The 24178-nt window shown below is 72.5% G+C and carries 26 protein-coding genes and 1 pseudogene; 18 read left to right on the plus strand and 9 right to left on the minus strand.

Annotated elements, in window-relative coordinates:
- Positions 1-25 precede the first annotated feature (25 nt).
- From ACSNN8_RS14980 to ACSNN8_RS14990, 3 genes are all read left to right on the plus strand, one after another.
- A complete protein-coding gene (locus tag ACSNN8_RS14980) occupies positions 26-220 on the plus strand; it encodes a DUF397 domain-containing protein (RefSeq protein WP_436649790.1) in 195 nt (64 codons plus the stop codon).
- A 252-nt stretch (positions 221-472) separates the two neighbouring features.
- Positions 473-670, plus strand: coding sequence for a DUF397 domain-containing protein (locus ACSNN8_RS14985; protein WP_436649791.1), 198 nt, complete (start codon positions 473-475; stop codon positions 668-670).
- 114 nt (positions 671-784) lie between these two features.
- Entirely contained in the window at positions 785-1306 is a 522-nt protein-coding gene (locus tag ACSNN8_RS14990; protein ID WP_436649792.1) for a DUF6226 family protein, read from the plus strand.
- Between the two features lie 83 nt (positions 1307-1389).
- Here ACSNN8_RS14990 and ACSNN8_RS14995 read toward each other — a convergent pair whose 3' ends face one another.
- Positions 1390-2541: a geranylgeranyl reductase family protein gene (locus ACSNN8_RS14995; protein WP_436649793.1), complete on the minus strand. Its 1152-nt coding sequence runs from the start codon at positions 2539-2541 to the stop codon at positions 1390-1392.
- On the opposite strand from ACSNN8_RS14995, the gene ACSNN8_RS15000 reads away from it, so the two are divergent.
- From ACSNN8_RS15000 to ACSNN8_RS15015, 4 genes are all read left to right on the plus strand, one after another.
- Complete coding sequence (locus ACSNN8_RS15000) at positions 2540-3100, plus strand: sugar O-acetyltransferase (RefSeq protein ID WP_436649794.1); 561 nt, start codon at positions 2540-2542, stop codon at positions 3098-3100. The genes ACSNN8_RS14995 and ACSNN8_RS15000 overlap by 2 nt on opposite strands.
- A complete protein-coding gene (locus ACSNN8_RS15005) occupies positions 3097-3666 on the plus strand; it encodes a TetR/AcrR family transcriptional regulator (RefSeq protein WP_436649795.1) in 570 nt (189 codons plus the stop codon). The genes ACSNN8_RS15000 and ACSNN8_RS15005 overlap by 4 nt, the downstream gene beginning before the upstream one ends.
- Complete coding sequence (locus ACSNN8_RS15010) at positions 3663-4889, plus strand: MFS transporter (protein WP_436649796.1); 1227 nt, start codon at positions 3663-3665, stop codon at positions 4887-4889. Before ACSNN8_RS15005 ends, ACSNN8_RS15010 begins: the two co-directional genes overlap by 4 nt.
- Before the next feature lie 68 nt (positions 4890-4957).
- Entirely contained in the window at positions 4958-5227 is a 270-nt protein-coding gene (locus ACSNN8_RS15015) for a hypothetical protein (protein WP_436649797.1), read from the plus strand.
- A 13-nt stretch (positions 5228-5240) separates the two neighbouring features.
- Here the strand turns inward: ACSNN8_RS15015 and ACSNN8_RS15020 are convergent, their stop codons facing one another.
- Both ACSNN8_RS15020 and ACSNN8_RS15025 read right to left on the minus strand, forming a co-directional pair.
- Positions 5241-5729: an NUDIX domain-containing protein gene (locus tag ACSNN8_RS15020; protein ID WP_436649798.1), complete on the minus strand. Its 489-nt coding sequence runs from the start codon at positions 5727-5729 to the stop codon at positions 5241-5243.
- Between the two features lie 13 nt (positions 5730-5742).
- A complete protein-coding gene (locus ACSNN8_RS15025) occupies positions 5743-6675 on the minus strand; it encodes a Ku protein (protein WP_436649799.1) in 933 nt (310 codons plus the stop codon).
- A gap of 82 nt (positions 6676-6757) precedes the next feature.
- Here ACSNN8_RS15025 and ligD (ACSNN8_RS15030) point away from each other — a divergent pair, with 82 nt between their 5' ends.
- Genes ligD (ACSNN8_RS15030) through ACSNN8_RS15045 form a run of 4 tightly spaced genes read left to right on the plus strand, consistent with a single transcriptional unit; the run spans position 6758 to position 9412 of the window.
- Entirely contained in the window at positions 6758-7708 is a 951-nt protein-coding gene (gene ligD / locus ACSNN8_RS15030; RefSeq protein ID WP_436649800.1) for a non-homologous end-joining DNA ligase, read from the plus strand.
- Positions 7698-8606 (plus strand): non-homologous end-joining DNA ligase, encoded by a 909-nt coding sequence (gene ligD, locus ACSNN8_RS15035; protein WP_436649801.1) that lies wholly within the window; start codon positions 7698-7700, stop codon positions 8604-8606. Before ligD (ACSNN8_RS15030) ends, ligD (ACSNN8_RS15035) begins: the two co-directional genes overlap by 11 nt.
- Before the next feature lie 33 nt (positions 8607-8639).
- The gene (locus tag ACSNN8_RS15040) at positions 8640-8984 is read left to right on the plus strand and encodes a PadR family transcriptional regulator (RefSeq protein ID WP_436649802.1); all 345 of its coding nucleotides are present in this window, start codon (positions 8640-8642) and stop codon (positions 8982-8984) included.
- A complete protein-coding gene (locus ACSNN8_RS15045; protein ID WP_436649803.1) occupies positions 8981-9412 on the plus strand; it encodes an HAAS signaling domain-containing protein in 432 nt (143 codons plus the stop codon). The genes ACSNN8_RS15040 and ACSNN8_RS15045 overlap by 4 nt, the downstream gene beginning before the upstream one ends.
- Here ACSNN8_RS15045 and ACSNN8_RS15050 read toward each other — a convergent pair.
- Entirely contained in the window at positions 9409-11070 is a 1662-nt protein-coding gene (locus ACSNN8_RS15050) for a DNA repair helicase XPB (RefSeq protein ID WP_436649804.1), read from the minus strand. The genes ACSNN8_RS15045 and ACSNN8_RS15050 overlap by 4 nt on opposite strands.
- A 134-nt stretch (positions 11071-11204) precedes the next feature.
- On the minus strand, positions 11205-13637 hold the full coding sequence (locus ACSNN8_RS15055; RefSeq protein ID WP_436649805.1) for a helicase-associated domain-containing protein: 2433 nt from the start codon (positions 13635-13637) through the stop codon (positions 11205-11207).
- Positions 13638-13720: 83 nt separating this feature from the next.
- Between ACSNN8_RS15055 and ACSNN8_RS15060 the strand changes: the two genes are divergently transcribed.
- From ACSNN8_RS15060 to ACSNN8_RS15070, 3 genes are read left to right on the plus strand one after another with little or no spacing between them, the layout of a single operon-like run.
- Positions 13721-13924 carry a hypothetical protein gene (locus ACSNN8_RS15060; protein WP_436649806.1) on the plus strand — a complete coding sequence of 68 codons (204 nt, stop codon included), beginning with the start codon at positions 13721-13723 and terminating at the stop codon, positions 13922-13924.
- Positions 13921-14544, plus strand: a complete 624-nt coding sequence (locus tag ACSNN8_RS15065) for an HAD family hydrolase (protein ID WP_436649807.1) — start codon at positions 13921-13923, stop codon at positions 14542-14544. The genes ACSNN8_RS15060 and ACSNN8_RS15065 overlap by 4 nt, the downstream gene beginning before the upstream one ends.
- Before the next feature lie 50 nt (positions 14545-14594).
- On the plus strand, positions 14595-14981 hold the full coding sequence (locus ACSNN8_RS15070) for a cold-shock protein (protein WP_436649808.1): 387 nt from the start codon (positions 14595-14597) through the stop codon (positions 14979-14981).
- Positions 14982-14985: 4 nt separating this feature from the next.
- Here the strand turns inward: ACSNN8_RS15070 and ACSNN8_RS15075 are convergent, their stop codons facing one another.
- From ACSNN8_RS15075 to ACSNN8_RS15085, 3 genes and pseudogenes are all read right to left on the minus strand, one after another.
- A complete protein-coding gene (locus tag ACSNN8_RS15075) occupies positions 14986-15798 on the minus strand; it encodes a 1,4-dihydroxy-6-naphthoate synthase (protein WP_436649809.1) in 813 nt (270 codons plus the stop codon).
- A gap of 78 nt (positions 15799-15876) precedes the next feature.
- A complete protein-coding gene (locus tag ACSNN8_RS15080; protein WP_436649810.1) occupies positions 15877-16503 on the minus strand; it encodes a futalosine hydrolase in 627 nt (208 codons plus the stop codon).
- Positions 16504-18068: 1565 nt separating this feature from the next.
- Positions 18069-19508, minus strand: a pseudogene (locus ACSNN8_RS15085) (MFS transporter); the annotation flags it as partial.
- A 78-nt stretch (positions 19509-19586) separates the two neighbouring features.
- Between ACSNN8_RS15085 and ACSNN8_RS15090 the strand changes: the two are divergent.
- Complete coding sequence (locus tag ACSNN8_RS15090; RefSeq protein ID WP_436649811.1) at positions 19587-20426, plus strand: DUF3027 domain-containing protein; 840 nt, start codon at positions 19587-19589, stop codon at positions 20424-20426.
- Here ACSNN8_RS15090 and ACSNN8_RS15095 read toward each other — a convergent pair.
- Positions 20417-20629 carry a DUF2530 domain-containing protein gene (locus ACSNN8_RS15095; RefSeq protein WP_436650727.1) on the minus strand — a complete coding sequence of 71 codons (213 nt, stop codon included), beginning with the start codon at positions 20627-20629 and terminating at the stop codon, positions 20417-20419. The genes ACSNN8_RS15090 and ACSNN8_RS15095 overlap by 10 nt on opposite strands.
- Positions 20630-20800: 171 nt before the next feature.
- Here ACSNN8_RS15095 and ACSNN8_RS15100 point away from each other — a divergent pair, with 171 nt between their 5' ends.
- The 3 genes from ACSNN8_RS15100 (at position 20801) to ACSNN8_RS15110 (ending at position 24123) form a co-directional block, all read left to right on the plus strand.
- Positions 20801-22225 carry an NCS2 family permease gene (locus ACSNN8_RS15100; protein ID WP_436649812.1) on the plus strand — a complete coding sequence of 475 codons (1425 nt, stop codon included), beginning with the start codon at positions 20801-20803 and terminating at the stop codon, positions 22223-22225.
- Positions 22226-22293: 68 nt separating this feature from the next.
- Positions 22294-22740, plus strand: a complete 447-nt coding sequence (locus ACSNN8_RS15105; protein WP_436650728.1) for a MarR family winged helix-turn-helix transcriptional regulator — start codon at positions 22294-22296, stop codon at positions 22738-22740.
- 66 nt (positions 22741-22806) lie between these two features.
- A complete protein-coding gene (locus ACSNN8_RS15110) occupies positions 22807-24123 on the plus strand; it encodes an MFS transporter (protein WP_436649813.1) in 1317 nt (438 codons plus the stop codon).
- The last annotated feature ends 55 nt before the right edge of the window (positions 24124-24178 follow it).

Raw genomic sequence — 24178 nt, forward strand, 5'->3', positions numbered from 1 at the left:
ACCTTCATGTCGAGCAGGAGATCTGATGAGCCAGGACGAGTCGCCACAGTGGCGTCGTAGCAGCCGCTGCAGCGGCAGCACTTGCGTCGAGGTGGCCAGGGTGGGTGGGCGGTACCTCATTCGCGACAGCAAGAACCCCGAAGTGCCGGCGCACTCTTTCACGGAAGAAGAGTGGGTTGCCTTCGTCGCCGGTGTGAAGGCCGACGAATTCGTTTTCTGACGCCGGGTCGCCGGCACGGCTCACCTGCCTCGCCTCAGGTTGTGCGAGGCAGGTGGGCCAGTCCGCCGACGCCGTCGGTGCGCGGGCTTCTCCACCATGCGCCGTAATACCGACTTAGCGGTTTTTAACTCTTCAATCGCCCGGGCATATCCCTGCTTAAGGGGCAATTCGATTCGCCGAATCATTCATTCCTGCCGAGATTTCCCGCCTTCACTTACCGTGGAGCCCGGGGAACCGGTATGGAGGTGCGAGATGATCGACTCGACGAAAGAAGCGGGCTGGCGAAAAGCCCGGGACTGCTCGAACGGTAATTGCGTCGAGGTGGCCAAGCAGGGGGATCGGTATCTGATCCGCGACTCCACGGCTCCCGGCGTCGTGCTTTCCGTCTCCGAGGCCGAGTGGCAGTCGTTCGTCCGAGGCGTCGAGGCGGGCGACTTCTCCTTCGAATGACCGCAGCGCAAGGGCCCGTTCGAGGTGTCAAGGCGGGGGGGCGGCTCCTTCGGATGAGGGGGAGTCGGGTGGAAGCGCTGGTTGGCCGTCGGGCGTGCGGGGCATACTGCGCTGGTGAGGGACCACCCGCACGTCGCCCGTTCCGTCGCTCTGCACGACGCTGCCGAGGCGCTGCTCGACGAGCTGGCGGAGGCCTACGTGGTCGACCGCCGCGAGAGCAAGGAACAGCTCGGGCCGGCGGAGGCGCTGGTCCGGGTGGAGCGGCTCATGCCGCGCACGCCCGCCGCCGCGCCGCTGGCGATCGCGTTCACGGGAGCGCCGGGGATCGTCGTGCGGCTCGGGCGGTGGTGGGTGGACACGCTGCCGGAGAGCGCGTGCCAGGTCGATGTGCTGCGTAAACAGGTCTCGGCGCTGGTCGAGGGCGGTCTGTGGGAGCGCGTCCGGCGTGGGGTGGGCGGGTCCTGGTTCGAGTCGCGGCTGATCGGGGTCGGCGTCAACGCGCGGCGTGAAGGGCTGCTCAGCCGGCGGGACGCGCGCGAGGCGCGGCGCAGCGGGTTCGCGGCGGCGGTGCAGTGGGCGCCGTGGCCGGCCCGGCCTTGCGAGGACGAGCGGCCGCAGGGGCTGGTCACGCCCTGAAGAGGTCCCGCGAGGACGAGCGGCCGCAGGGGCTGGTCACGCCCTGAAGAGGCCCCGGGAGGACGAGCCGCCGCAGGGGCTGATCACGCCCTGAACAGGGTCAGCAACGCCTGCACGGCGGGGCGCTGGAGGACCCGCGCCATGGAGAGGTCGCCGCGGCAGAACGACTCGAACGCCCGCCAGCCGATGGGGGTGGCCATGGTGGTGTGCACGACGCCGGGGAAACGGGCGAAACCGGCCAGCAGGCGGCGGCCGGCGGCCATCTCGGGCTCGAGCTCGGCTGCCACGCGATGTTCGTACGCGGGAAGGTCCTTCCACAGCGAGCCGGCCCAGGTGCCGGAGCGCAGCGCATAGCTGATGCCCTCGCGGGTCCACGGCTCGAGCAGCCCCGCGGCGTCGCCGACGACCACGACCTGACCGCGGCGCAGCGGGGAGCCGGGGCGGCGGCAGCGGGTCAGGTGCCCGGAGTCGCGGACGACCTTGCGCTCGGTCAGGCCGTGCCGCGCCACGAGGTCGGCCAGGTACTGCTTGGTGGCGGCGCCGTTGCCCTTCGACATGATCACGCCGACGGTGAGCTCGTCGCCCTTCGGGAAGATCCAGCCGTACGAGCCGGGGACCGGGCCCCAGTCGAGCAGCACCCGGCCCTCCCAGGTCGTACGGTCCTCGTCGGTGGCGGCCAGCTCCACCTCGAGCCCGAGGTCCTGCTGCTCGAAGGTCGCCCCGACGTACCGCGACGTGATGCCGGCCGACCCGTCCGCGCCGATCACGACGTGGGCGGTGATCTGCTCGCCGCCGGCCAGCGTGACCACGCCCTGGTCGACGGCCCGCACCTGGGCGTGCTGCCGGACGGTGGCGCCCGCGGCGAGCGCCGCCGAGTACCAGGCGTGATCGAAGTCGTCGCGCCGGACAAGAGTGAGGAACGGGCGCCCGCTCGCGCGCCGGGTGAACGTACGGCGGCCGTTGCGGGTGAAGGTCAGCGCGGAGATCCGGTTGCTCGCCGGCACGTCGATGTGCTCGGAGGCGTACGTCAGCGAGGTGCCGATGAGCCCGCCGCCGCACGTCTTGTAGCGCGGGTGCTCGGCGCGTTCGAGGACGATGGTGCGCGCCCCGGACGCGGCGGCCGCGCGTGCGGCGGACAACCCCGCCGGTCCGCCGCCGACGACTGCCACATCCCAAGCCGGCTCTGCGATCACGTGGCGGAGTCTAGCCAGGAACTTATGTACGATCGTACGCATGAGCACGATGCGCGAGCGCATGCTGACCGGTGAGCTCTACCAGGCCGACGACCCCGCGATCGGCGCCGAGCTGGATCGGGCGGCGGCGCTGTCCCACCGGCTCAACACCGCCGACCCGTCCGACCACGCGCTGCGGCGGGAGTTGCTGCTCGAGCTGCTGGGCGGCTTCGGCGAGGACAGCGAGATCCGGCCGCCGTTGCGCTGCGACTACGGATACCAGACCTTCGTCGGCGCCCGCACGTTCATCAACTTCGGGCTCGTCAGCCTCGACGTGGCGCGGGTCACGATCGGCGACGACGTGCAGATCGGGCCGAACGTCCAGCTGCTGACCCCGTGGCATCCGGTCGCCGCCGGCCCGCGCCGCGACAAGTGGGAGGCTGCCTCGCCGATCACCATCGGCGACAACGTGTGGCTGGGCGGCGGTGTCATCGTGCTGCCCGGCGTGACGATCGGTGACAACACCGTCGTGGGCGCGGGCGCCGTGGTGACGAAGGACCTGCCACCGAACGTGGTGGCCGTGGGTAACCCGGCCCGGGTGATCCGGCAGGTCGAGCCGTGACCGCCGTGCCCACCGCCCGCTCGCCGCGGCGTTACGACCCCGACCGCAAGGGCCGGATCATCGACGCGACGATCGACGTCGTCGCCGATCACGGCGTTGCCGGGACGACCAGCCGGCGCATCGCGGCCGCCGCCGACGTGCCGCTCGGCTCGATCACGTACCACTTCGACAGCGTCGACGACCTGCTCGAGCAGGCCTTCGCGCGGCACGCCGAGCAGATGTCGCCCCGCTACGAGGCGCACTTCGACCACGTCACCGATCTCGCCGGCTTCGCCGACGCGGTCACCGATCTGATCCACGGCGGGGCGGGCGCCGACGCGCGGGACTGGGCGGTGTCGTACGAGCTCTATCTCGCGGCGCTGCGCAACCCGGCTCTGCGCGCCGTGACCGAGGCGTGGATGCGCCGTTCACGCGCTGTCCTGGAACGGTTCGTCGACCCGGTCACGGCCCGGGGGATCGACGCACTCGTGGAGGGTCTCGTGATGCACCTGACGCTGTCCACCAGCACCTTCGACCGGGCGGACACCCTTACGATCGTCCGCCGCTGCCTCGGAGTCGCGCCGTGAGCCAGGTGCGGTCGGCGGCCGGCGCCGTCTACGCCGCCTTCATCCTCGCCGGTGTGGCCGCCGCCAGCTGGGCCTCCCGCATCCCGCAGGTGCGCGACGAGCTCGGCCTCACCCCGTCCGGGATCGGCCTGGTGTTGCTCTCGCTCGCCGCCGGTTCGATCGTGTCGCTGCTGCTCGCGGGTCAGATCGTCGCCCGGCTGGGCTCCAGCCGCACGGTCGCGATCATGGGCGCGGTGCTCGGCGTGGCGCTGTTCGCGGTGTCGTTCGGCTACGAGTACGGCGTGCCGCCCGTCGTGCTGGCGCTGTTCGTCTTCGGTTTTGCGAACGGCGCCTGGGACGTGGCGATGAACGTGCAGGGCGCGATCGTCGAGCGCCGCCTCGGCAAGGCGATCATGCCGCGCTTCCACGCCGGCTTCAGCGTCGGCACGGTCGCGGGCGCCCTGGTCGGCGCGGGGGCCGTCGCGCTGGGCATCTCCGTCACCGCGCACCTCGCCGTGACGGCGGTGCTGATCGCCGTCATCGTCGTCTTCTCGGTGCGAGCGTTCCTGCCCGACGACGCCGGCCCCGTGCCCGCCGTGACGCCCTCCGACCCCACGATGGTCGGCTCGACCGCGCCCGTCGTCACCAAGCGCGACCGCCTGCACGCCGCCCTCGCCACCTGGCGTGAGCCCCGCACGCTCGTGGTCGGCGTCTTCGTGCTCGCCTTCGCGTTCACCGAGGGTGCCGGCATCGACTGGATCAGCGTCTCGATGATTGACAGCCACGGCACCTCCGCCGCCGTCGGCACGCTCGCCTTCGCCGTGTTCCTCAGCGCGATGACCGCCGGCCGCTGGTTCGGCCCCGCCCTGCTCGACCGCTACGGCCGGGTCGTGGTCGTCCGGGTCCTCGCCGCGATCAGCCTCGCGGGCCTCGCGCTCTACATCCTTGGGCCCGGTTCCCCGTACGCCTTCGTGGGCGCGCTGTTCTGGGGGCTGGGAGCCTCGCTGGGCTTCCCGGTGGGGATGAGCGCGGCCGCGGACGACCCGGCGCACGCCGCCTCACGGGTCAGCGTGGTCGCCTCCATCGGCTACTGCGCGTTCCTGGGCGGGCCGCCGCTGATCGGCTTCCTCGGCGACCACGTGACGGTGAAGAACGCGCTGGTCGCGGTCGCCGTGCTGCTGATCGTGTCGATCTCCGTCGCCGGCGCGGTGAAGCCGCTCGCGGAGGCCGAGCACGCGGTGTGATCAGGCGGTCGGAGCCGTACCGTGGGAACGCGCGCGGATGCTGCGCCGCACCGACGACGGGAGACGCTGTGCCCAAGCCCTACATGCGGCCGCCGATGAAGGCGACCGCGGACGAGCAGGACGCGCCGGAGCAGGCCGGGCTGATGCCGGCGCAGGCGTTCGGCGTGGTGACCGACGACGGGCGGTGCCCCACCTGCGGCAAAGTCGTCACCGACGTGAACGCCGAGCCGCTCGACTACGACGAGATCGGCGACGGCACGCTGCTGGTCAAGTCGGTGGTGTTCGTCGTGTTGCCGTGCGGGCACGACTTCACGCGCGAGGTGCGGGTCGACCGCTAGCCGCGGGCGGCCGTCACTTCATCACCAGGCGGCCGGTGGCCTCGAACTGCTTCAGGTCGGCGAGGACCTCGTCGATGACGAACGACTTGGGGCCGGGCAGCGCGTCCAGCGGGAAGAACCCGGCGTCGACCGACTCCTCGGTCTGGCGCAGCAGCTCGCCCTCCCAGGTGTGGATCCGGAACGACATGAGGATCTGCTGGTAGGAGTGCCCGTAGTCGTTGGTGTACGTGTACGCGCTGTAGAACGCGAACGGCGTCAGCGACGTGGCCCGCAGACCCGTCTCCTCCCACACCTCGCGGATCGCGCACTCCTCCATGCTCTCGCCCAGCTCCATCGCGCCGGCCGGGATCGCCCACCGGTGGTTGTCGGAGCGCTGGATGAGCAGCAGCCTGTTCCGGTCGTCGAGGATCACGCCCCGCGCCCCCACGAACAGGATGGTGTCGGTGTCCCCGACGCTCGCCCGCACCTTGCCCAGATAAGACTCAGCCCACGTCAATGCCACGGGCCAACTCTAGTCAGGCCGACTTCTTCACCGCCTTCTTCGCGGGTGTGGCCTTCTTCGTGGCCGGGGCCTTCTTGGCGGCCGTCTTCTTCGCGGCGGTGGTCTTCTTCGCCGGGGCCGCCGGGGCCGCCGGGGCCGCCGGGGCCTTGGCGGGGGCGGCCGCCTCGCCGCGCGCGGCCTTGGCCCGCTCGACCGACGCCTTGAGGGCTGCCATCAGGTCGACCGCGGCGGCCGGCGCCTCCTCGGTCTCCTCCGGCTGCACGATCTCGCGGCCCTCGACCTTGGCGTCGATGACCTCCTGCAGCGCGGCCCGGTAGTTGTCGGTGAACTCGTCGGCCTTGAAGCTGCCGGCCATCGAGTCGATCAGCGAGCTGGCCATCGCGAGCTCCGCGGGCCGGGTCTCGATGTCCTCGTCGAGGAAGCCGAAGTCGGGCGTGCGCACCTCGTCGGGCCACAGCATGGTGTTGAGCACCAGCACGCCGTCGTGCACGCGCAGCGTGGCGAGCTGCTCCCGCTGGCGCAGCGCGATCTTGACGATGGCGACCCGGTCGGCGTCCTGCAGGGCGTCGCGCAGCAGCACGTACGGCTTGGCCGCCTGCCCCTCGGGCTCCAGGTAGTAGGCCTTGGCGAACAGGATCGGGTCGATGTCGTCGGCCGGCACGAACTCCAGCACGTCGATCGCGCGGGACGTGGTCAGCGGCAGGTCGGCGAAGTCCTCGTCGGTGAGGATGACCATCTCGCCGCCGCCGATGTCGTAGCCCTTGGCGATGTCGTCGTAGCTGACGACCTCGCCGTCGATCGAGCAGGTGCGCTGATACTTGATCCGGCCGCCGTCGGTGCGGTGCACCTGGTGGAACCGGATGTCCTTCTCCTCGGTCGCGGAGTAGAGCTTGACGGCGATCGACACCAGGCCGAACGAGACCGCGCCCTTCCAGATCGCACGCATGTGCCCTCCCATACCCGTTGCGATCAGGATGGCATCACTGAGACGCCTGCGTAAGGTGTTCCGAGTTGCCTATGGTGATCGGGTGCCCGGTGCGCCGCTGTCCCCGATGCTCGCGACCGCGGGCGCGCTGCCGGGTGGGCCGGGCTGGAGCTACGAGTTCAAGTGGGACGGCGTACGCGTCCTCTCGCTGTTCACCGGTGGGGCGCCCGACCTGTTCGCGCGTTCCGGCGCGGTCGTCACCGCGGCGTACCCGGAGATCGCGGAACTGCGGCTGCCCGAGGGCACGCTGCTCGACGGCGAGATGGTGGTGCTCAACGCGGCGGGCCGCCCGTCGTTCACCGCGCTGGCCGAGCGCATGCACGTGCGCGAGCACCAGCGGGCCGCCCGTCTGGCCGTGACGCTCCCGGTGACGTACATGATCTTTGATGTCCTGTACTGCCGGGGCGACGACTGCACCGGCCTGCCCTACCGCGCGCGCCGCGAGCTGCTCGAGGAGCTGGTGCCGCCGGGGCACCGGTGGATGGTGCCGCCGTCGTTCGCGGACGGGCCGGCGACCGCCGACGCGGCCCGCGAGAACAGCCTGGAGGGCGTGGTCGCCAAGCGGCTCGGCTCGGTCTATCTGCCGGGCCAGCGCTCGCCGGACTGGATCAAGGTGAAGTTCGACCGCACCGGCGACTACGTGATCGGCGGCTGGCGGGCCGGGGTGCGCAAGCTCGGCGGGCTGCTGGTCGGCGTGCCGGCGGCGGACGGGCTGGCCTTCCGCGGGCGGGTCGGCGGCGGCATCGGCGCGGTTGCCGAGAAGGAGCTGCTGGCCGTGCTGGAACCGCTCGCGCAGCGGCAGTCGCCGTTCGTGGCCGGGGCGGTGCCCCGCGAGGATTCCCGGGGGGCCCACTGGGTACGTCCCGAGCTGGTCGTCGAGGTGCGTTACGGCAACCGTACGCCGGACGGGCGGTTGCGGTTCCCGCGCTTCCTGCGGTTGCGTGAGGACAAGACCCCGGAGGAGTGCGTGGAGGAGTACGAGGATGGCCGGTGACCGGTTCGGCGTCTCGATCGACGGGCGCGACCTCGAGCTCTCGAACCTCGACAAGGTGATGTATCCGGCGGCCGGCTTCACCAAGGGCGAGGTCATCGACTACTACACGCGCATCGCCCCGGTCATGCTGCCGCACCTGGCCGACCGGGCGGTGACCCGGATCCGCTTCCCGAACGGCGTCGACGGCATGCACTTCTTCGAGAAGAACAAGCCCGGGGGCACGCCGGACTGGGTGCGCCTGGCGACGCTGCCGGTGCCCGGCTCCACCAAGAGCCGCGAGACGATCGACTTCGTCGTGGTGGACGACCTGCCGACGCTGGTCTGGCTCGCCAACCTGGCCGCGCTGGAGCTGCACACGCCGCAGTGGCGGATCGGCGCCGACCCCGACCTGCTCGTCGTCGACCTCGACCCGGGCGCCCCGGCCGGGCTCAAGGAGTGCAGCGCGGTGGCGGTGCTGATGCGCGACCGGCTGGCCGAGGACGGCGTGGCGGCGTACCCGAAGACGTCCGGCAAGAAGGGCATGCAGCTGTGCTGCCCGATCTCCGGCACGCAGGGCTCCGAGCTCGTCTCGGCGTACGCGAAGAAGGTGGCCGAGGAGCTCGCGGCGATGGTCCCCGGTTCGATCACCGCGAAGATGGCCAAGGCGATCCGGCCGGGCAAGGTCTTCATCGACTGGAGCCAGAACAACGCGGCGAAGACGACCGTGACGCCGTACTCGCTGCGCGCCCAGCAGGTGCCCACCGCCTCCACGCCGCTGACCTGGGACGAGGTGGAGGCGGTCGCGACCGGCGCTCAGGAGCCGCGCCACTACCGCTCCGCCGACGTGCTGGAGCGGGTCGACAAGCACGGCGATCTGATGGCGGACCTGCTGGAGCCCGGCCCGGAGTTGCCCGCCTAGACCTACCTTGCGGCGCAAGGTACTGTGTGGCGCATGGCAGAGGCCTCATCGCTGGCGACGAGCCTGCGCCGCGGGACGCTCGAGTTCTGTGTGCTGTCGATGGTCGAGTTCGAGGACCGGTACGGCAACGAGATCGTCCGCCGGCTGGGCGAGGAGCCCAACCTGGCCGCGGGCGAGGGCACGATCTATCCGCTGCTCTCGCGCTTGCGCCGCTCGGGTTGGCTGGAGAGCAAGTGGGCCGAGTCGCCGAGCGGGCCGCCGCGGCGCTACTACGGGCTGACCCCGGCGGGGCGGGCCGCGCTCGACCACTTCCGTACGGAATGGGTCTCGTTTCGTCAGACCGTCGACCGTCTCGTGGGAACCGGTGAGGCCGCATGAGAACAACACCGAAGGACGTCGTCGCCGAATACCTGGACGAGGTGGACCGGCGGCTGGCCGGCATCCCCGTGCTCCAGCGCCGCGAGCTGCTCGCCGACCTGGCCGCGCACATCGCGACGGAGCGGGCCGAGCGCAACCTCACGACCGAGGGCGAGCTGATCGAGGTGCTCGAGCGGCTGGGCAGCCCCGAGGTGGTCGCCGCGGCCGCGCGGGAGGAGGCCGGCACCGGCTTCTTCCCGCCGGTGCCGCCGGCTGCTCCCCCCGCCCGCTCCCGGCGCCGGCTCTGGCCCTACGCCGTGCTCGCCGCGGTCGTGCTGGCCGCGCTGTTCCTCTGCGCCGGCCTGCTGCTCATCGGCCGGGACGGCGCGACCAGCATCGAGGGCCCGGCCACGCCCGCCGAAACCGTGTCCCCGATCGAGCCCTCCTAGTCGATCTGGGGGAGCGCCGGGCCGAGGATGTCGTCGGCGTCGACGATCGTGTAGGCGTAGCCCTGCTCGGCCAGGAAGCGCTGCCGATGGGCCGCGTACTCGGTGTCGATCGTGTCGCGCGAGACGACCGTGTAGAAGTGCGCCTGCCGCCCGTCACCCTTGGGACGCAGCACCCGGCCGAGCCGCTGGGCCTCCTCCTGGCGGGAGCCGAACGTGCCGGAGACCTGGATCGCGACGGCCGCCTCGGGCAGGTCGATCGAGAAGTTGCCGACCTTGGACAGCACCAGGGTGCGCAGCTCACCGGAGCGGAACGCGTCGAACAGCCGCTCGCGCTCCTTGTTGGTGGTCGAGCCCTGCACGATCGGGGCGTCGAGGTAGTCGCCGAGCTCGTGCAGCTGGTCGAGGAAGCCGCCGATGACCAGCACCTGCTCGCCCGCGTGCTTGTCGACCAGCGCGCGCACGACCGGCAGCTTGGTGCGCGCGGTGGCTGCGACCCGGTAGCGCTCCTCGGCCTCGGTCACCGCGTACGCCATCCGCTCCGCGTCGGTGAGCGTGACCCGCACCTCGACGCACTCGGCCGGCGCGATCCAGCCCTGGGCCTCGATGTCCTTCCACGGGGCGTCGTAGCGCTTCGGGCCGATCAGCGAGAACACGTCGCCCTCGCGGCCGTCCTCGCGCACCAGCGTGGCGGTCAGCCCCAGCCGCCGGCGGGCCTGCAGGTCGGCGGTGAACCGGAAGATCGGCGCGGGCAGCAGGTGCACCTCGTCGTAGATCACCAGGCCCCAGTCGCGGGCGCCGAACAGGTCGAGGTGGGTGAACGCGCCGCCGCGCCGCGAGGTGAGCACCTGGTAGGTCGCGATGGTGACCGGACGGATCTCCTTGCGCTCGCCCGAGTACTCGCCGATCTCCTCCTCGGTCAGCGACGTGCGGGCGATCAGCTCACGCTTCCACTGCCGGCCGGCGACCGTGTTGGTCACCAGGATCAGCGTCGTGGCCTTGGCCGTGGCCATCGCGGCCGCGCCGACCAGCGTCTTGCCCGCGCCGCAGGGCAGCACCACGACGCCCGAGCCGCCCGCCCAGAAGCCGTCGACCGCCTCCTGCTGGTAGGACCGCAGCGTCCAGCCGTCCTCGGCCAGGTCGATCGCGTGCGCCTCGCCGTCGACGTAGCCCGCCAGGTCCTCCGCGGGCCAGCCCAGCTTGAGCAGCGCCTGCTTGAGGCGGCCGCGCTCGGACGGGTGCACCACGATGGTCTCGTCGTCGATCCTGGCGCCGAGCATCCCGGCGAGCTTCTTGGACTTCGCCACCTCGACCAGCACGATCTTGTCGAGGCCGCGCAGCACGAGCCCGTGGGTCGGGTCGTTGGCCAGTTGCAGCCGGCCGTAGCGGTCCATGGTCTCGGCGACGTCGACCAGCAGCGCGTGCGGCACCGGGTAGCGCGAGAACTTGATCAGCGAGTCGACCACGCCCTCGGCGTCGTGCCCGGCGGCGCGGGCGTTCCAGAGGCCGAGCGGGGTCAGACGGTACGTGTGGACGTGCTCAGGGGAGCGCTCGAGCTCGGCGAACGGCGCGATCGCCATCCGGCAGGCCTGCGCGTCGGGGTGGTCGACCTCCAGCAGGAGGGTCTTGTCGGACTGGACGATCAGGGGTCCGCCGCTCACCAGTAACACCCTTCGAAGTGCTCACATCGACCCTCCAGTCTGACACGAATTCGATGCAACCTTCCGGGGCGCCGACGCGTTGATCATTTCGCGGGGAGGGCGGGTCGCACCACGACGGGGGTGTGCGACCCGCGCTACGCCTCCTCGTCGGGGACCGCGGCGGTGATCCGGTGCAGCGCGAACGTGTGCAGGGTCTCGGTGCGCTCGTCCTCGGCGCGCAGGTAGCCGGCGCTGAGCGAGACCGGTCGCACCAGCCGCGACAGCGTGGCCCCGTGCGAGTCGACGTAGCCCACCCAGACCCGGGCCTTCTCCCGTACGGCCTGTTGCAGCACCGCCATCGCCTGGCCGTGCTGCTGCACCGAGGTGAGCCCCGGCACGGCCTGCCCGTTGGCGGCGCGCACGCTCACCGGCGCCCGGCGGGCCGCACGGGTGGCGATGTCCCCGCGCCGGATCTGCTCGACCACCCCGGCCAGCCGCGGCCCGGCCAGCTGAGGCGGCAGGGCCTGGTCGGCGAGGCGGGAGGCGACCGACGTACGGGTCGGCGCCCGCCGCACCTTGGGCCGGCTGAGCACCGCGGCGCCCCCGGCGTCCTCGGCGACCGGCGCGAAGCCCGCGTCGCGCAGACCGCCCAGCAGCCGCGCCACCTGCAACGGGCTGACCAGCACGGTCGGCGCGATCTGACGCAGCCCGAGCGCGCCCAGCCGCTTGTCGGCGAGCACCTCGGCGATCAGCGCCTCGTCGTCGCTGCGCAGGTAGGACCCGGCGGACCCGGCCCGCAGGCCGCCGTGCTTCCGCGCGGCATCGTCGATCATGTAGGTCAGCGTCTGCGGCACCGGCGTGCGCGACCGGCGCCGGAACAGCGCGTGCAGGTCGGCGGCCGTGTAGCCGACGTCGAGCGCGCGCCGCACGCTGGCCGTGGTCACCCGGAACACGCTGGCGCCGCCGGCCGACTCGGGCTCGGCGACGACGTCGAGCTCGGCGGCCAGCTCGGGCTCGGGCGGGCCGGGCACGACCACCGACAGGTCCGCCTGCACCAGCACGTGGTCGACCGGAGCGGGCAGCAGCGCGTCCAGCGTGCGCACGGCGTCGCTGGGCGGCTCCGGCGCGCCGGAGGACCGCACGCCCAGGGGATCGGTGTCGGCGTCGTCCACGTCCTCGAGCAGCAGGCGGCCGTACGAGGTGACGGCGCCCAGCGCGGTGACGCCGAGCAGCGCGGCACCGGCCAGCGCGTCGCGGTGGCTCGCCTCCCGGCCCCGCGAGCGCCGCGGGGTCTGCCACGCCAGCAGGCCGAGCACCTCGTCGACCTGCGGGGCCGTGCCGGGCTCGAGGTCGGCGAGCACGAGCAGCGCCTCCCGCCGGGCCTGCGGCGCGCCGGCCCGCTCGGCGTCGGGGGCCAGCGCGTTGATCGGCCGGTCGCGGTCGTCGCGCTGCCCCACCAGGCCGGGCTGCCGGGTCATCGCGAGCCACGCCCGGGCCAGCGCCGTCCAGCGCTGCGCGGTGCTGAGCGCGCGCCACAGGTCGTACGCGCCGGTGGGCAGGAAAATCTCGTCGGGCGTGCCGGTCGCCCGGCTCACCGTCACGGCCCGGCCGGTGCCCGTGACATCCGTCTCACCGAGCAGACCCGCGGCGTACGCCACCTCGAGCAGCAGCGCGGCGCCCGGCTCGTCGAGCCCGGCCGCACGGGCGAGGCGCTTGAGATCCCGTACGCCCAGACCGCCGGCCCGCAGCACGGGAGCGGGCTCGGCGGCGAGCGCCTCGAGCAGCGAATCGGTGCTGCGGACGGCCTCCATCACCTGCCCCGCGCCGGCCGAGTCGACCGACTTCGGGTCGCGCGCCGTGCCCTCGGGGATCGGCGGGAAGGGCCGCAGCGTGCCCAGCGGGCCGGTGTCGCGCCGCAGCAGCATGCCCACCTCGCGGGGCAGCTCGACCAGCTCGCCGTCGGGACGCGGGGCCCGGCCCGCCTCGCCGATCGGCACCAGCACGTGGTTGTCGACCAGCCACTGCACGGGCTCGGCCACCGACTCGCGGCGCAGCGCCCCGATCGGCGGCCCGGCGGCGAGCCGGTCGAGCACGGCGCGGGCGCCGGCCGGGGCGGCCAGCACGGTGCGGCGCAGCTTGGCCCGGTCGGCGCACAGCGCGGCGGCCTGCGCGTCCAGGTAGTCGGCGGGGCGGCCCAGGCCGGCCGGGTACGGCGAGGTGACCTCGTCGACCGCGCCGACCAGCGCGAGCGCGTCCTCGCTGCCGTGCAGCAGGAACCGCACCCGCAGGCGGTCGATCGCCACGCGCACGTCGTCGGCGGCGACGCCCGTGGCCAGCTCGAGGATGGCGGCGACCGAGGTCAGGGCCGTCTCGGGGGCGCGGCTGAGCCGGGCCGCGTCGAGCACCTGCAGGGTGAACTCGTCGAGGCCGTCGAGGCAGCGCGCGACCGAGCCGCGGGACTGCGCGCGCACGGCGAGGGCGGAGATGTCGGCGGGAACCGGCACGACGAGATCGGGGCGCAGCTGGATGAGCGCGCCCAGGGCCTCGTCGGTGAGCGACCGCAGTTGATCGGCGAATGTGGTGGCCATCGTGTTCAACGCTAGCGGCCGTGGGACGATATTGAGGTGTCCGGAGGCTCCGCCGGAGCGTGATCTTGTAAAGGGGACTTTTCGTGGCCGCGACCAACAATCTGCCCGGCACCGACGTCAAGGGAGGCGCCGCCGACCGCCAGACCCACCCGCGCGGGCCGGAGGAGAACCTCGAGGTCTCCGAGCTGCTGTCCGACCGCGCCGCGGCGCCCTCGCCGTTCGGCGACGACCAGACCTTCCCGCTGCCGGTGGACCAGCTGCACTACATCCCGTCGACCCCCGCGTGAGTGCTGCGGTCGGGTTCGACCTGGACATGACCCTGATCGACTCCCGGCCGGGCATCCGCGCCGCCTACCGGGCGCTCACCGAGAAGACCGGGGTGTACGTCGACGCCGACCTCGCCGCCTCACGGCTCGGGCCGCCGCTGCGCACCGAGCTGGGGCACTGGTTCCCGCCCGAGCAGCTCGAGGAAGCGGTCACCACGTACCGCGCCCTGTACCCCGACCACGCCGTCGCCCCGACCGTGCCGACTCCCGGTGCGGCCGAGGCGCTGGCGGCCGTCCGCGAGCTGGGGCTGCGTGTCGTCATCGTCACGTCGAAGCTGGGCCGGCTGGCTGCGCTGCATCTCGAGCACCTCGGCCTCGTGGCGGACGAGCTCGCCGGGGACCTGTTCGCCGAGGGCAAGGCGGCCGCGCTGACCGAGCACGGGGTGCGCTGGTACGTCGGTGACCACGTGGCGGACATGGTGGCCGCGCACACCGCCGGGGTGCCGGGCATCGGCGTCGCCACCGGGCCGTGCTCCCCGGACGAGCTGCGCGATGCCGGGGCCGCGTACGTGCTGTCCGATCTCACCGCGTTCCCGGCCCTGCTGCGTCAGATTGCAGTTGGGTCCGGGCCCGCCGCTTAAGTAGCCTTGACGTGAGCGGTTGTTTCCATTGAGTGAAGTTGAGGTCAGCGGTGCCCACGGGTCGAGTGAAGTGGTACGACGCGGCGAAGGGATTCGGGTTCGTCACCAGCGATGAGGGCGGCGACGTGTTCCTGCCCAAGGGCGCGCTGCCGGCCGGGGTGGCCGAGCTGAAGACGGGTCAGCGGGTCGAGTTCGGCGTGGTGGACAGCCGCAAGGGCGCGCAGGCGATGGGCGTCAAGCTGATCGACGCGCCGCCCTCGCTGGCGGAGCTGCGGCGCCGTCCCGCCGAGGAGCTGCACAGCATGGTCGAAGACATGATCAAGGTGCTCGAGTCGCAGGTGCAGCCGGGCCTGAGCCGCGGGCGCTACCCCGACAAGCGCGTCGCCCAGAAGATCGCGCAGCTGGTGCACGCGGTCGCCAAGGAGTTCGAGGCGTAGTTCGTCACAGGAAAGGCTTCACCGCAGGCGTGATACCCGCCGCCGCCGCACGCTGCAACAGGGCGTCGGCGGCGGCGAGTCCGTCCCGGCCCAGGTCGAGCGTGAACTCGTTGACGTACAGCTCGATGTGCTGCCTGACGACGTCGGGCTCCATCTCCTGCGCGTTGGCGAGGATGAAGTCGCGGCTCGCGTCCGGGTTGGCCCACGCCATGCTCACCGAGGTGCGGATCCACTCGGTGGCCTCGGCCGGGTCGACCACGCCGCGCTTGGCGAGGATCGCGCCGAGCGGGATCGGCAGGCCGGTGTCGGACTCCCACCACTCGCCGAGGTCGGCGAGCGAATGCAGCCCGTACCGCTGATAGGTGAAGCGCGCCTCGTGGATCACCAGGCCCGCGTCGAACTTGCCCTCGGCGACCCCGGGCATGATCTCGTGGAACGGCACCACCTCGATGCGGCCGGGCGCGCGGTCGGCGGACCAGAGGCGGAACAGAAGGTACGCCGTCGTGCGGTCGCCCGGCACGGCCACGGTCTTGCCGGTCAGGTCGACGCCGGGCTCGCGGGTCAGCACCAGCGGGCCGCAGCCACGCCCGAGCGCGCCACCGGTGGGCAGCAGCTCGTAGTCGTCGAGCAGCCAGGGCAGCGCCGCGTAGCTGACCTTCACGAGATCGAACTCGCCCCGCTCGGCCGCCGTGTTCGTCACGTCCACGTCGGCGAAGGTCAGGTTGACCTCCGGGGTGCCGGGAATGAGCCCGTGCACCAGGGCGTGGAAGACGAACGTGTCGTTGGGGCACGGGGAGACCGCGAGTGAAAGCGCCACGTCGTCCACGCTAGACGGCCCACCCCGCCGCCGGGCGTCACGACGGGTGTCTCTCATCCCACACGGCCCACGACAGAGTTATCCACAGGCTGTCCACAAGGCGCTGGAAGCTGTGGACAACGCCTGGAACGCCTCCTGGAGACGCCAGGCCGTACGGTCCCGCGGGCCCACCGGGTTCGAGATCGCCCGCAGCTCGACGAAGGGCAACCCCGCCGCGGCCACGGCCACCCCGTACCCCTCCATGGCCTCGGCCACCGCCTGTGGATAACGCGCCGCGAGGCGCTCCGCGGTGGCGGCGGTGCCCGTGACCGTGCTCAGGGTCACGATGTCGCCCACGATCGCCTCCGGCAGCGCCGCGGCGAGCCGCTCAACCAGCGCCTGGTCGGCCGGAAGCACGCTGGTGCCGAAGCCGAGCTCCTCGACCGGCAGAAACCCCTCCGGTGTCTCGGCGCCCAGGTCGGCCGCGATGCTGCTCGCCCCGATCACGACCGCGCCGACCGGGGCGCGGCCCGGAAAGCCGCCCGCGATCCCGGCCGAGACGACCGCCCGGTAGTCGCCGGTCGCCAGCAGGCGCGCGGTGCCCGCGGCGGCGGCGGCCGGGCCCACGCCTACCGGGTGCACCACGACGTGGGCGGGGTCGGTGGCGGCTCGCACTGCTGCCGCCTCCGCCTCGACCGCGGTGACCACCAGGAGGGGCAGCGTCATGGCGGTTGTCCTCATTCGATGTTGGTCGGTGGGGTCGCCCGCGTGGGGTTGTGGGTCGTCCACTTGGCCCAGCCCACCCACCCGGGGGCCGCCAGCCTACGTCGGGAGCGAATTTTCGCGAGTTCATTGTCCACAGGCGCCGACGGCCGCGGCGCCGCTCGTCCACAGGCGCGGTCGGCGGAGGTGCCGCTCCCCACGGGCGCGTCTGGCGCAGGTGCCGTTCTCTGCGGGCGCGGCTGGTGGGGGTGCCGTTCTCTGCGGGCGCGGCTGGTGGGGGTGCCGTTCTCTGCGGGCGCGGCTGGTGGGGGTGCCGTTCTCTGCGGGCGCGGCTGGTGGGGGTGCCGTTCTCTGCGGGCGCGGCTGGTGGGGGTGCCGTTCTCTGCGGGCGCGGCTGGTGGGGGTGCCGTTCTCCGCGGGCGCGGCCGGGGGAGGTGCCGTGCTTCACGGGCGCGGCCGATGGAGGTGCCGCTCCCCGCAGGCGCGTCTGGCGCAGGTGGCCGCCCGCCGCAGGCGCGGTGGCGGAGGTGCTTGTCATCCGTTGGCGCGGGGTGGGGCCGTGCCGCCGTCGGCAGGCCGCGGGTGTCGGACGTCCCGCCTTCCCGTGGGCGCGGGTAACCGACGTGTTGCCGCCCACGGGCGCGGGTCAGACGGGTTCGCTGTCTGCGGGCGGTGACGGGCGTGCCGCTATCCGCCGCGCGGGTGACGGGCGTGCCGCTGTCCGCGGGCGCGGGTGCTGGACGTACCGCCGTCCTTCGTCGGCGGGGGTAGTGGACGGCCGTTCTTGCGGGCCCGGATGACGGAGGAGCTGTCCTCCCCAGGCGCTCGGGGAGGGTGGGTCAGCGGTCGTTGTCCTCGGGCGGGGCGGGGGTGGGGCGGCCGGCCGAGGACGGGCGGTAGACGTGGAAGCCGGGTGGGGCCAGCGCGGCGTCCGGGGCGGGCTCGGGTGAGGGCGCCGGCGTGGGCGGCGGGGGTGGGGGTGGGGGTGGTGTGGATGAAGAGGAAGGCGGGGTGTCGCGGCGCTTGTCCTTGCGTCGGCCGAACCAGCCTCGCTTGGGCTCGCCGGGGTCGATCCGCGTGGGCGGGTCGGAGCGGTCGACCCGGGTGGGCGGATCGGACGGGTTGATCCGGGTGGGCGGGTCGGTCGGGCGAGTGCGGTCGATCCGTGTTGACGGGTCGGAACGCTCGGCGTGCGTGGGCTGCGTCGGGAACGGGCCCGAGCGAGGCGACCTGCCGCCGGGTGAGGCGCTGTTGGGGCGCGTGTGGGTGGGCACGGTGGGGGCGTCGGGCCAGGGATCGGCCGGCTCCGCCGGGCCGCTGCCGGGGCGGCCCCAGCGTGCGGACGCGCCGGCTCCCGGAGGGCCGGACGGGCTCGGGTGCGCCGCGGACGGCGAGGTAGGCGATGAGCCGCTAGGGCCGGGCGCGCCGAAAGAGGTGGGTGGGCCGCCGGGGCGGGGGGCGCCGAAAGGTGTGGCTGGACGGGGCGTGCCGGAAGAGGTGACCGGGCCGCTGGAGCCGGGCGCGCCGGAAGAAGTGGCCGAGCCGCCGGAAGAGGTGGCTTGGCCGCCGGGGTGGGGTGTGCTGGAAGAAGTGGCCGCGCCGGGGGAGCCGGGCGCGCCGGGAGAGGAGGGAGGGTCTTCGGCTCGGCCGCTGAGGCGTTCGTTGTTGAGGCGGGTGGCTACGTAGGCGGCGCGGACGGTGGCTGCCACGGCCAGCACCGTGGCCAGGCCGACGCCGAGGCGGCCGGGGAGGGGGATGATGCCGATGCCGCCGCCGAGGACCCAGGCGATCATCAGCACGGTCTCGGAGTGGGCGAAGGCGCTGGCCCGGAGGCGTTCGGGGACGCGTTCCTGGATGCTGGCGTCGATGGCCAGCTTGGCGATCCCGCTGAAGACGGCGACCAGCAGCGCCAGCAGGGTGACGGTGGCGAGGCTGTAGAACAGGGTCGCCAGCACTCCGGTCGCGGCCACGACGGTCAGGCCGGCGGACTGCAGGGCCAGCGGGCGGCGGATGCGCAGCCGGGTGCCGACGGCGGTGGACAGGAAGGTGCCCACGGCCAGCGCGCCGCCGATGAGGCCGACCGCGCCCTGGCGGCCGATGTCGGTGCCCAGCACCGTGGTGTCGAGCCCGTCGGCCATGATGACGAACGCCAGGAACAGCAGCATGAAGCCGTACAGCAGGCGCAGGCTGGCGCTGCCGATCAGCGTGGCGACCACCAGCTTGCCGGAGAGCGGCCGATCCTCGCCGCGGCCCAGGCGCAGCATCGCGCGCCACGGGCGGGGCACGGCCTCGGGCGGGTCGGAGTCGGCGCGCGGGGGCAGGCGCAGCGAGACCACCATGCCGGCGATGAAGATGATCATGGCTACGCGCAGCGGCCACTGCGGGCCGAACTTGAACGCGAGCAGGCCGACGGGGGCCACCACGGCGCCGGCGAAGGTGCCGTAGACGCTGGCCCGGGCGCCGACCTGGGAGAGGCCCACGCCCTCGGGGAGCAGCCGCGGCACGGCGGCCGAGCGCGCCACCCCGTACGCCCGGGAGAGCGCAAGCACCCCGAAGGCCGCCGGATAGAGACCCCAGCCGAAGAGGTTGTCCGAGATCACGTAGGCCAGGAACGCCCGGCCCAGCATGGTGACCGCCAGCGCGTACCGCCGGCCGTGCCGGAAGTGGTCGAGCAGCGGGCCCACCACGGGCGCCAGCAGGGCGAACGGCACCATCGTGATGAGCAGGTAGAGCGCCACCTTGCTGCGCGCCTCGCCCAGCGGGACGTTGAAGAAGATCGTGCCGGCCAGGCCGATCGCGATCAGCGTGTCGCCGGCGCAGGAGAGCGCGTGCAGGTCGAAGAGCCGGATCATGCCCGTCTCGTTTGCGGCGCCCCGGGCCCGCGCCGTGCCGACCCGGCGGGTAGCCCACGCTCCACCGCGCACGGAACCGCGCACCAGCAGGCGGGCCGCCTTGACGCCGGTGCCGACGGAGCGTCCGAGAGAGGGAAGCAGCGGCATGAATCCCATCCTGACTGATGGGAGCGAGCGCTGTCCCGTTCCGCCGCGGGCGGATCCGGGGGAGTCGGTGCGGCACGAGGGGGCCCGGTGGGGAACAATGGCCACGTGACGACTCGGACCACCACGCGCGCCGCCCGCCTCGACCAGGTTTGTGCCGATGCGGTCGGGATCGCGCGTGGCGCGATCACCGATGTGGACCCCGCCGACATCGGTGAGCACCTCGAGGCGATCGCCGAGGGCGACCGGGTCGTGACCCACCTGTTCGAGAGCCACCTCGCGGGCTACCGCGGCTGGCGCTGGGCGGTCACGGTGACCCGCGTCCCGCGCAGCCGCCACGTCACGGTCTGCGAGACGGTGCTGCTGCCCGGCCCCGACGCGCTGCTGGCCCCGGGCTGGGTGCCGTGGAACGAGCGGGTCCAGCCGGGCGACCTCGGCGTGGGCGACCTCATGCCGACCGCGCCCGACGACGAGCGTCTCGCCCAGGGCTACGTGCTCAGCGACGACCCCGCCGTCGAGGACGTCAGCTGGGAGCTGGGCCTCGGCCGCGCCCGGGTGATGTCGCGCGAGGGCCGCATCGACACGGCCCAGCGGTGGTACGACGGCGAGGCCGGCCCCGAGGCGCCGATCTCGACGGCCGCCCCGCGCAACGCCCGCTGCGGCACCTGCGGCTTCTACCTGCCGCTGGCCGGCTCACTGCGCAGCATGTTCGGCGTGTGCGGCAACCTCTACGCCCCCGACGACGGCCGCGCGGTGAGCGCCGACCACGGCTGCGGCGCGCACTCCGAGGCCCTGCTGGGCGCCTCGGAGCAGCCGGTCGAGGAGCTGCCCACGGTCTACGACGACAGCGAGGTCGAGTCGGTGGCGGTCAGCCGCGGCCACGGCTCGGTCGAGGAGAGCGAACCGGCCGAGGACTACGGTCACAGCTGACTGGTCACCCGGAACTCCGGGTGCGTGAGCAACCGGCGCCGACGGCGGTGCCGGTCGTGCACGATCATCGTGATCAGGCCGGGGATGCCCGCGAGGAAGCCCGCGATGCAGATCTGCAGCCAGCGGTCGGGCCCGTCGGCCAGCCACACGATCAGGGCGGCGACGGCGAATGCGGCCAGGCCCCCGACGGCGAACGGGACCATGGGTGGGTCCAGCGGCTCGACCCGGGGCTTCGGTTCACTCACACGGACAGGATAGGACCGCCGCGATCACGGGGACGCCCCTGTGACCGGGCCGACATCGGCCTGTTTTGCGCAGGTCATCGATGACTGAGAACATGCGCCGACGATTAACTCGCGATCCGGAGAGCCCGCATGACCGTCGCCACCGAAACCCGTACGCCCAAGAACGGTTTTGACCGGTTCTTTGAGATCTCGGCCCGGGGCTCGACCCTGGGCCGCGAAGTCCGCGGTGGCCTGGCCACCTTCTTCACGATGGCCTACATCGTGGTGCTCAACCCGCTGATCCTCGGCGGCGGGGTGGACGGCGACGGCGCCAAGCTGCCGATCGCCGCGCTGGCCGCGGGCACCGCGCTCGTCGCCGGCGTGATGACCATCCTGATGGGCGTCGTGGCCCGCTTCCCGCTCGCGCTCGCCGCCGGCCTGGGCGTGAACGCGCTGGTCGCGTACGAGATCGCCCCCGAGATGACGTGGGCCGACGCGATGGGCCTGGTCGTCATCGAGGGTGTGCTGATCGCCGTCCTCGTGCTCACCGGCCTGCGGACGCTCGTGTTCCGCGCCGTACCGACGCAGCTCAAGACCGCGATCGGCGTGGGCATCGGCCTGTTCCTGATGATCATCGGTCTGGTCGACGCGGGCTTCGTGCGCCGCATCCCGGACGCGTCCAACACCACCGTCCCGGTCGAGCTGGGCGTCGGCGGCAAGCTCGTGACCTGGCCGTCCGCGGTGTTCGTGATCGGCCTGATCTTCACGCTGGTCCTCTTCGTGCGCAAGGTCCGCGGCGCGATCCTGATCGGCATCCTCGGCAGCACCGTGCTGGCGATCATCGTGGAGGCGATCGCGCACCCCAAGGGCTGGTCGCTGAACGTCCCCAAGCTGCCCGAGAAGATCGTCAGCACGCCCGACCTGTCGCTGGTCGGCCACTTCAACGTGCTCGACTCGTGGTCGCGGGCCGGCTGGCTGGTCGTGCTGATGTTCGTCTTCAGCCTGCTGATCACCGACTTCTTCGACACGATGGGCACGATGGTCGCGGTCGGGCAGGAGGGTGAGCTGCTCGACGCCGAGGGCATGCCGCCGCGGACCAAGGAGATCCTGCTCGTCGACTCGGTGGCGGCCGCCGCGGGCGGTGCGGCCAGCGTGTCGAGCAACACCTCGTACATCGAGAGCGCGGCCGGCGTCGGCGAGGGCGCCCGCACCGGCGCGGCGAACCTGGTCACCGGCGTGCTGTTCCTGCTCGCGATGTTTTTGGCGCCGCTGGTCTCGGTGGTGCCGTTCGAGGCGGCGTCGACCGCGCTGGTGGTCGTCGGCTTCCTGATGATGACGGCCGTACGGCAGATCGACTGGTCGGACTACACGATCGCGGTGCCGGCGTTCCTGGCGGTCACGCTGATGCCGTTCACGTACTCGATCTCCAACGGCATCGGCGCGGGGATCATCTCGTACGTGATCCTCAAGGCCGCCACCGGCCGGGCGCGCGAGGTCCACCCCATTCTGTACGGCGTGGCCGTGCTGTTCGTCCTGTACTTCTTGCGCGGCCCGCTGGAGGCCTGGATCCTGTGACCGGTGACCGAGGTCATGCCGTGTTCGAATGTCGTTAGCCATGCTCATTAGCTAGGCTAATAATCGTGATGGAGTGTCCCGTGGAGGCGCATCAAGGCACAGCGGACGAGCTGGCCAAGAGCCTGCGCGAGGCGATTCAGCGGCTGAACCGGCGGGTCCGCCAGGCCCGCCCGGTCGGTGATCTCACCTTCAGCCAGCTCTCCGCGCTGACCAGCCTCCAACTGGCCGGCGCGCTGACCCCGCGCGAGCTCGCCGACGTCGAACGCGTCCAGCCCCCGACGATGACCAAGATCGTCGGCAAGCTGGAGGAGCGCGGGCTGGTCGCGCGGACCCCGCACCCGACCGACGGCCGGCAGGTCATCCTGTCGGCCACCGAGCGGGGGCAGGCCGTGCACGCCCAGTTCGAGCAGGCGCGCAACGAGTGGCTTGCCTCGCAGCTGGCGGCGCTGTCGCCCGCCGAACGCGAGACGCTCGCCCGGGCGGCGGAGGTTCTGCAGAAGGTCGCCCGCGCCTGAGGGTTCGGCTGTGCGGCGCTTCGTCACACGACGATGACGCGTACACCGAACAGGAGGCACAACCGCGTGCGGTCAGTGCTGGACACCACATTCCGGTCCCTCAGGGTTCGCAACTACCGGCTGTTCGCCACCGGGCAGCTGGTGAAGCTCGTCGGCGTGTGGATGATGTTCACCGCCCAGGACTGGCTGGTGCTCGACCTGTCCGGCAACTCGCCCGGCGCGCTGGGCGCGGTGGCCTCGCTGCAGTTCCTGCCCGTCCTGCTGCTGACGCTGTACGCCGGCAAGCTCGCCGACCGCTTCGACAAGCGGCGCCTGCTCGTGCTCGCCAACGCCGCCTTCGCGGTCACCGCGATCGTCTTCGCGATCCTGGTCGCCTCGGGCCACGCCCAGCTCTGGCACGTCTTCCTCTTCGCCGGCCTGCTCGGCATCGCGAACGCCGTCGAGACCCCGGTGCGGCAGGCCTTCGTCTCCGAGCTGGTCGAGCTGCCGCTGCTGCCCAATGCGCTCGCGCTGTCGGCGGCCACCTTCAACACCGCCCGCATCGGCGGTCCCGCGCTGGCCGGCGTGGCGCTGGCCGTCTTCGACACCGGCCCGGTCTTTCTGATCGCCACCGTGCTCGCCATCGCCCCGGTGTTCAGCTACACCCGGATGAGGGCCGACGAGCTGCGGCCAGCCGAGCGGCAGGCCAAGGAGGACGCCCGCATCTCCGACGGCCTGCGGTACGTCGGCAAGCGCTCCGACCTGGTGCTGCCGATCGCGCTCATGTTCGTGGTCGGCATGATCGGCTTCAACTTCCCGGTCACCCTGGCCGCGCTCGCCAAAATCAACTTCAACGCCGGCCCGTCGTCGTTCGGCCTGCTCACCACGGCACTGGCCGTCGGCGCGCTCGGCGGCGCCCTGGCCGGCAGCGCCCGCCGCGCCCGGCCCAGCATCTACCTCGTGCTCGGCGCCGCGATCGCCTTCGGGTTGCTGGAGTTCGCGGTCGGCTTCGCGCCGAACTTCGTGGTCGCCATGCTCGTGCTGGTGCCCACCGGCTTCTTCTCGATCTATCTGGCCCAGGCCGCGAACCATCGCGTGCAGATGGGCGTCGACCCGGAGTTCCGCGGCCGGGTGATGGCCCTGTACGTGCTGGTGTTCCTCGGCACCACGCCGATCGGCGCGTCGCTGGCCGGCTGGTGGGGCGAGCACTTCGGGGTGGCGTCGAGCATCTCGGGCGCCGGCGTGGTCTGCTTCGTGGCCGCGCTGGTCGCCACCGTGTGGCAGCTGCGGACCAGCGGCGAGCGGTTCGAGATGACGCTGCGCCCGCGGCCGCGGCTGGTGCTGATCCCCGGCGCCGCCGACGACGCCCCGGTCGTCAAGGTCCCCGCCCGGGAAGCAGCCTGACGGGTATTTGGCAGAAAAGTCTATTCCGGTCCGCTGCTGTTCCGTTTTAGCGTCG

Source organism: Actinoplanes sp. URMC 104 (assembly GCF_051386375.1).
Lineage (GTDB): Bacteria > Actinomycetota > Actinomycetes > Mycobacteriales > Micromonosporaceae > Actinoplanes.

Bases quoted from the DNA above. Each gene is read 5' to 3' on its own strand.
- ACSNN8_RS14980 (WP_436649790.1), top strand. From the start codon at position 26: ATGAGCCAGGACGAGTCGCCACAGTGGCGTCGTAGCAGCCGCTGCAGC.
- ACSNN8_RS14985 (WP_436649791.1), top strand. From the start codon at position 473: ATGATCGACTCGACGAAAGAAGCGGGCTGGCGAAAAGCCCGGGACTGC.
- ACSNN8_RS15000 (WP_436649794.1), top strand. From the start codon at position 2,540: ATGAGCACGATGCGCGAGCGCATGCTGACCGGTGAGCTCTACCAGGCC.
- ACSNN8_RS14995 (WP_436649793.1), bottom strand. From the start codon at position 2,541: ATGCGTACGATCGTACATAAGTTCCTGGCTAGACTCCGCCACGTGATC.
- ACSNN8_RS15025 (WP_436649799.1), bottom strand. From the start codon at position 6,675: ATGCGTGCGATCTGGAAGGGCGCGGTCTCGTTCGGCCTGGTGTCGATC.
- ligD (WP_436649801.1), top strand. From the start codon at position 7,698: ATGGCCGGTGACCGGTTCGGCGTCTCGATCGACGGGCGCGACCTCGAG.
- ACSNN8_RS15040 (WP_436649802.1), top strand. From the start codon at position 8,640: ATGGCAGAGGCCTCATCGCTGGCGACGAGCCTGCGCCGCGGGACGCTC.
- ACSNN8_RS15045 (WP_436649803.1), top strand. From the start codon at position 8,981: ATGAGAACAACACCGAAGGACGTCGTCGCCGAATACCTGGACGAGGTG.
- ACSNN8_RS15055 (WP_436649805.1), bottom strand. From the start codon at position 13,637: ATGGCCACCACATTCGCCGATCAACTGCGGTCGCTCACCGACGAGGCC.
- ACSNN8_RS15080 (WP_436649810.1), bottom strand. From the start codon at position 16,503: ATGACGCTGCCCCTCCTGGTGGTCACCGCGGTCGAGGCGGAGGCGGCA.
- ACSNN8_RS15095 (WP_436650727.1), bottom strand. From the start codon at position 20,629: ATGGTCCCGTTCGCCGTCGGGGGCCTGGCCGCATTCGCCGTCGCCGCC.
- ACSNN8_RS15100 (WP_436649812.1), top strand. From the start codon at position 20,801: ATGACCGTCGCCACCGAAACCCGTACGCCCAAGAACGGTTTTGACCGG.
- ACSNN8_RS15105 (WP_436650728.1), top strand. From the start codon at position 22,294: ATGGAGTGTCCCGTGGAGGCGCATCAAGGCACAGCGGACGAGCTGGCC.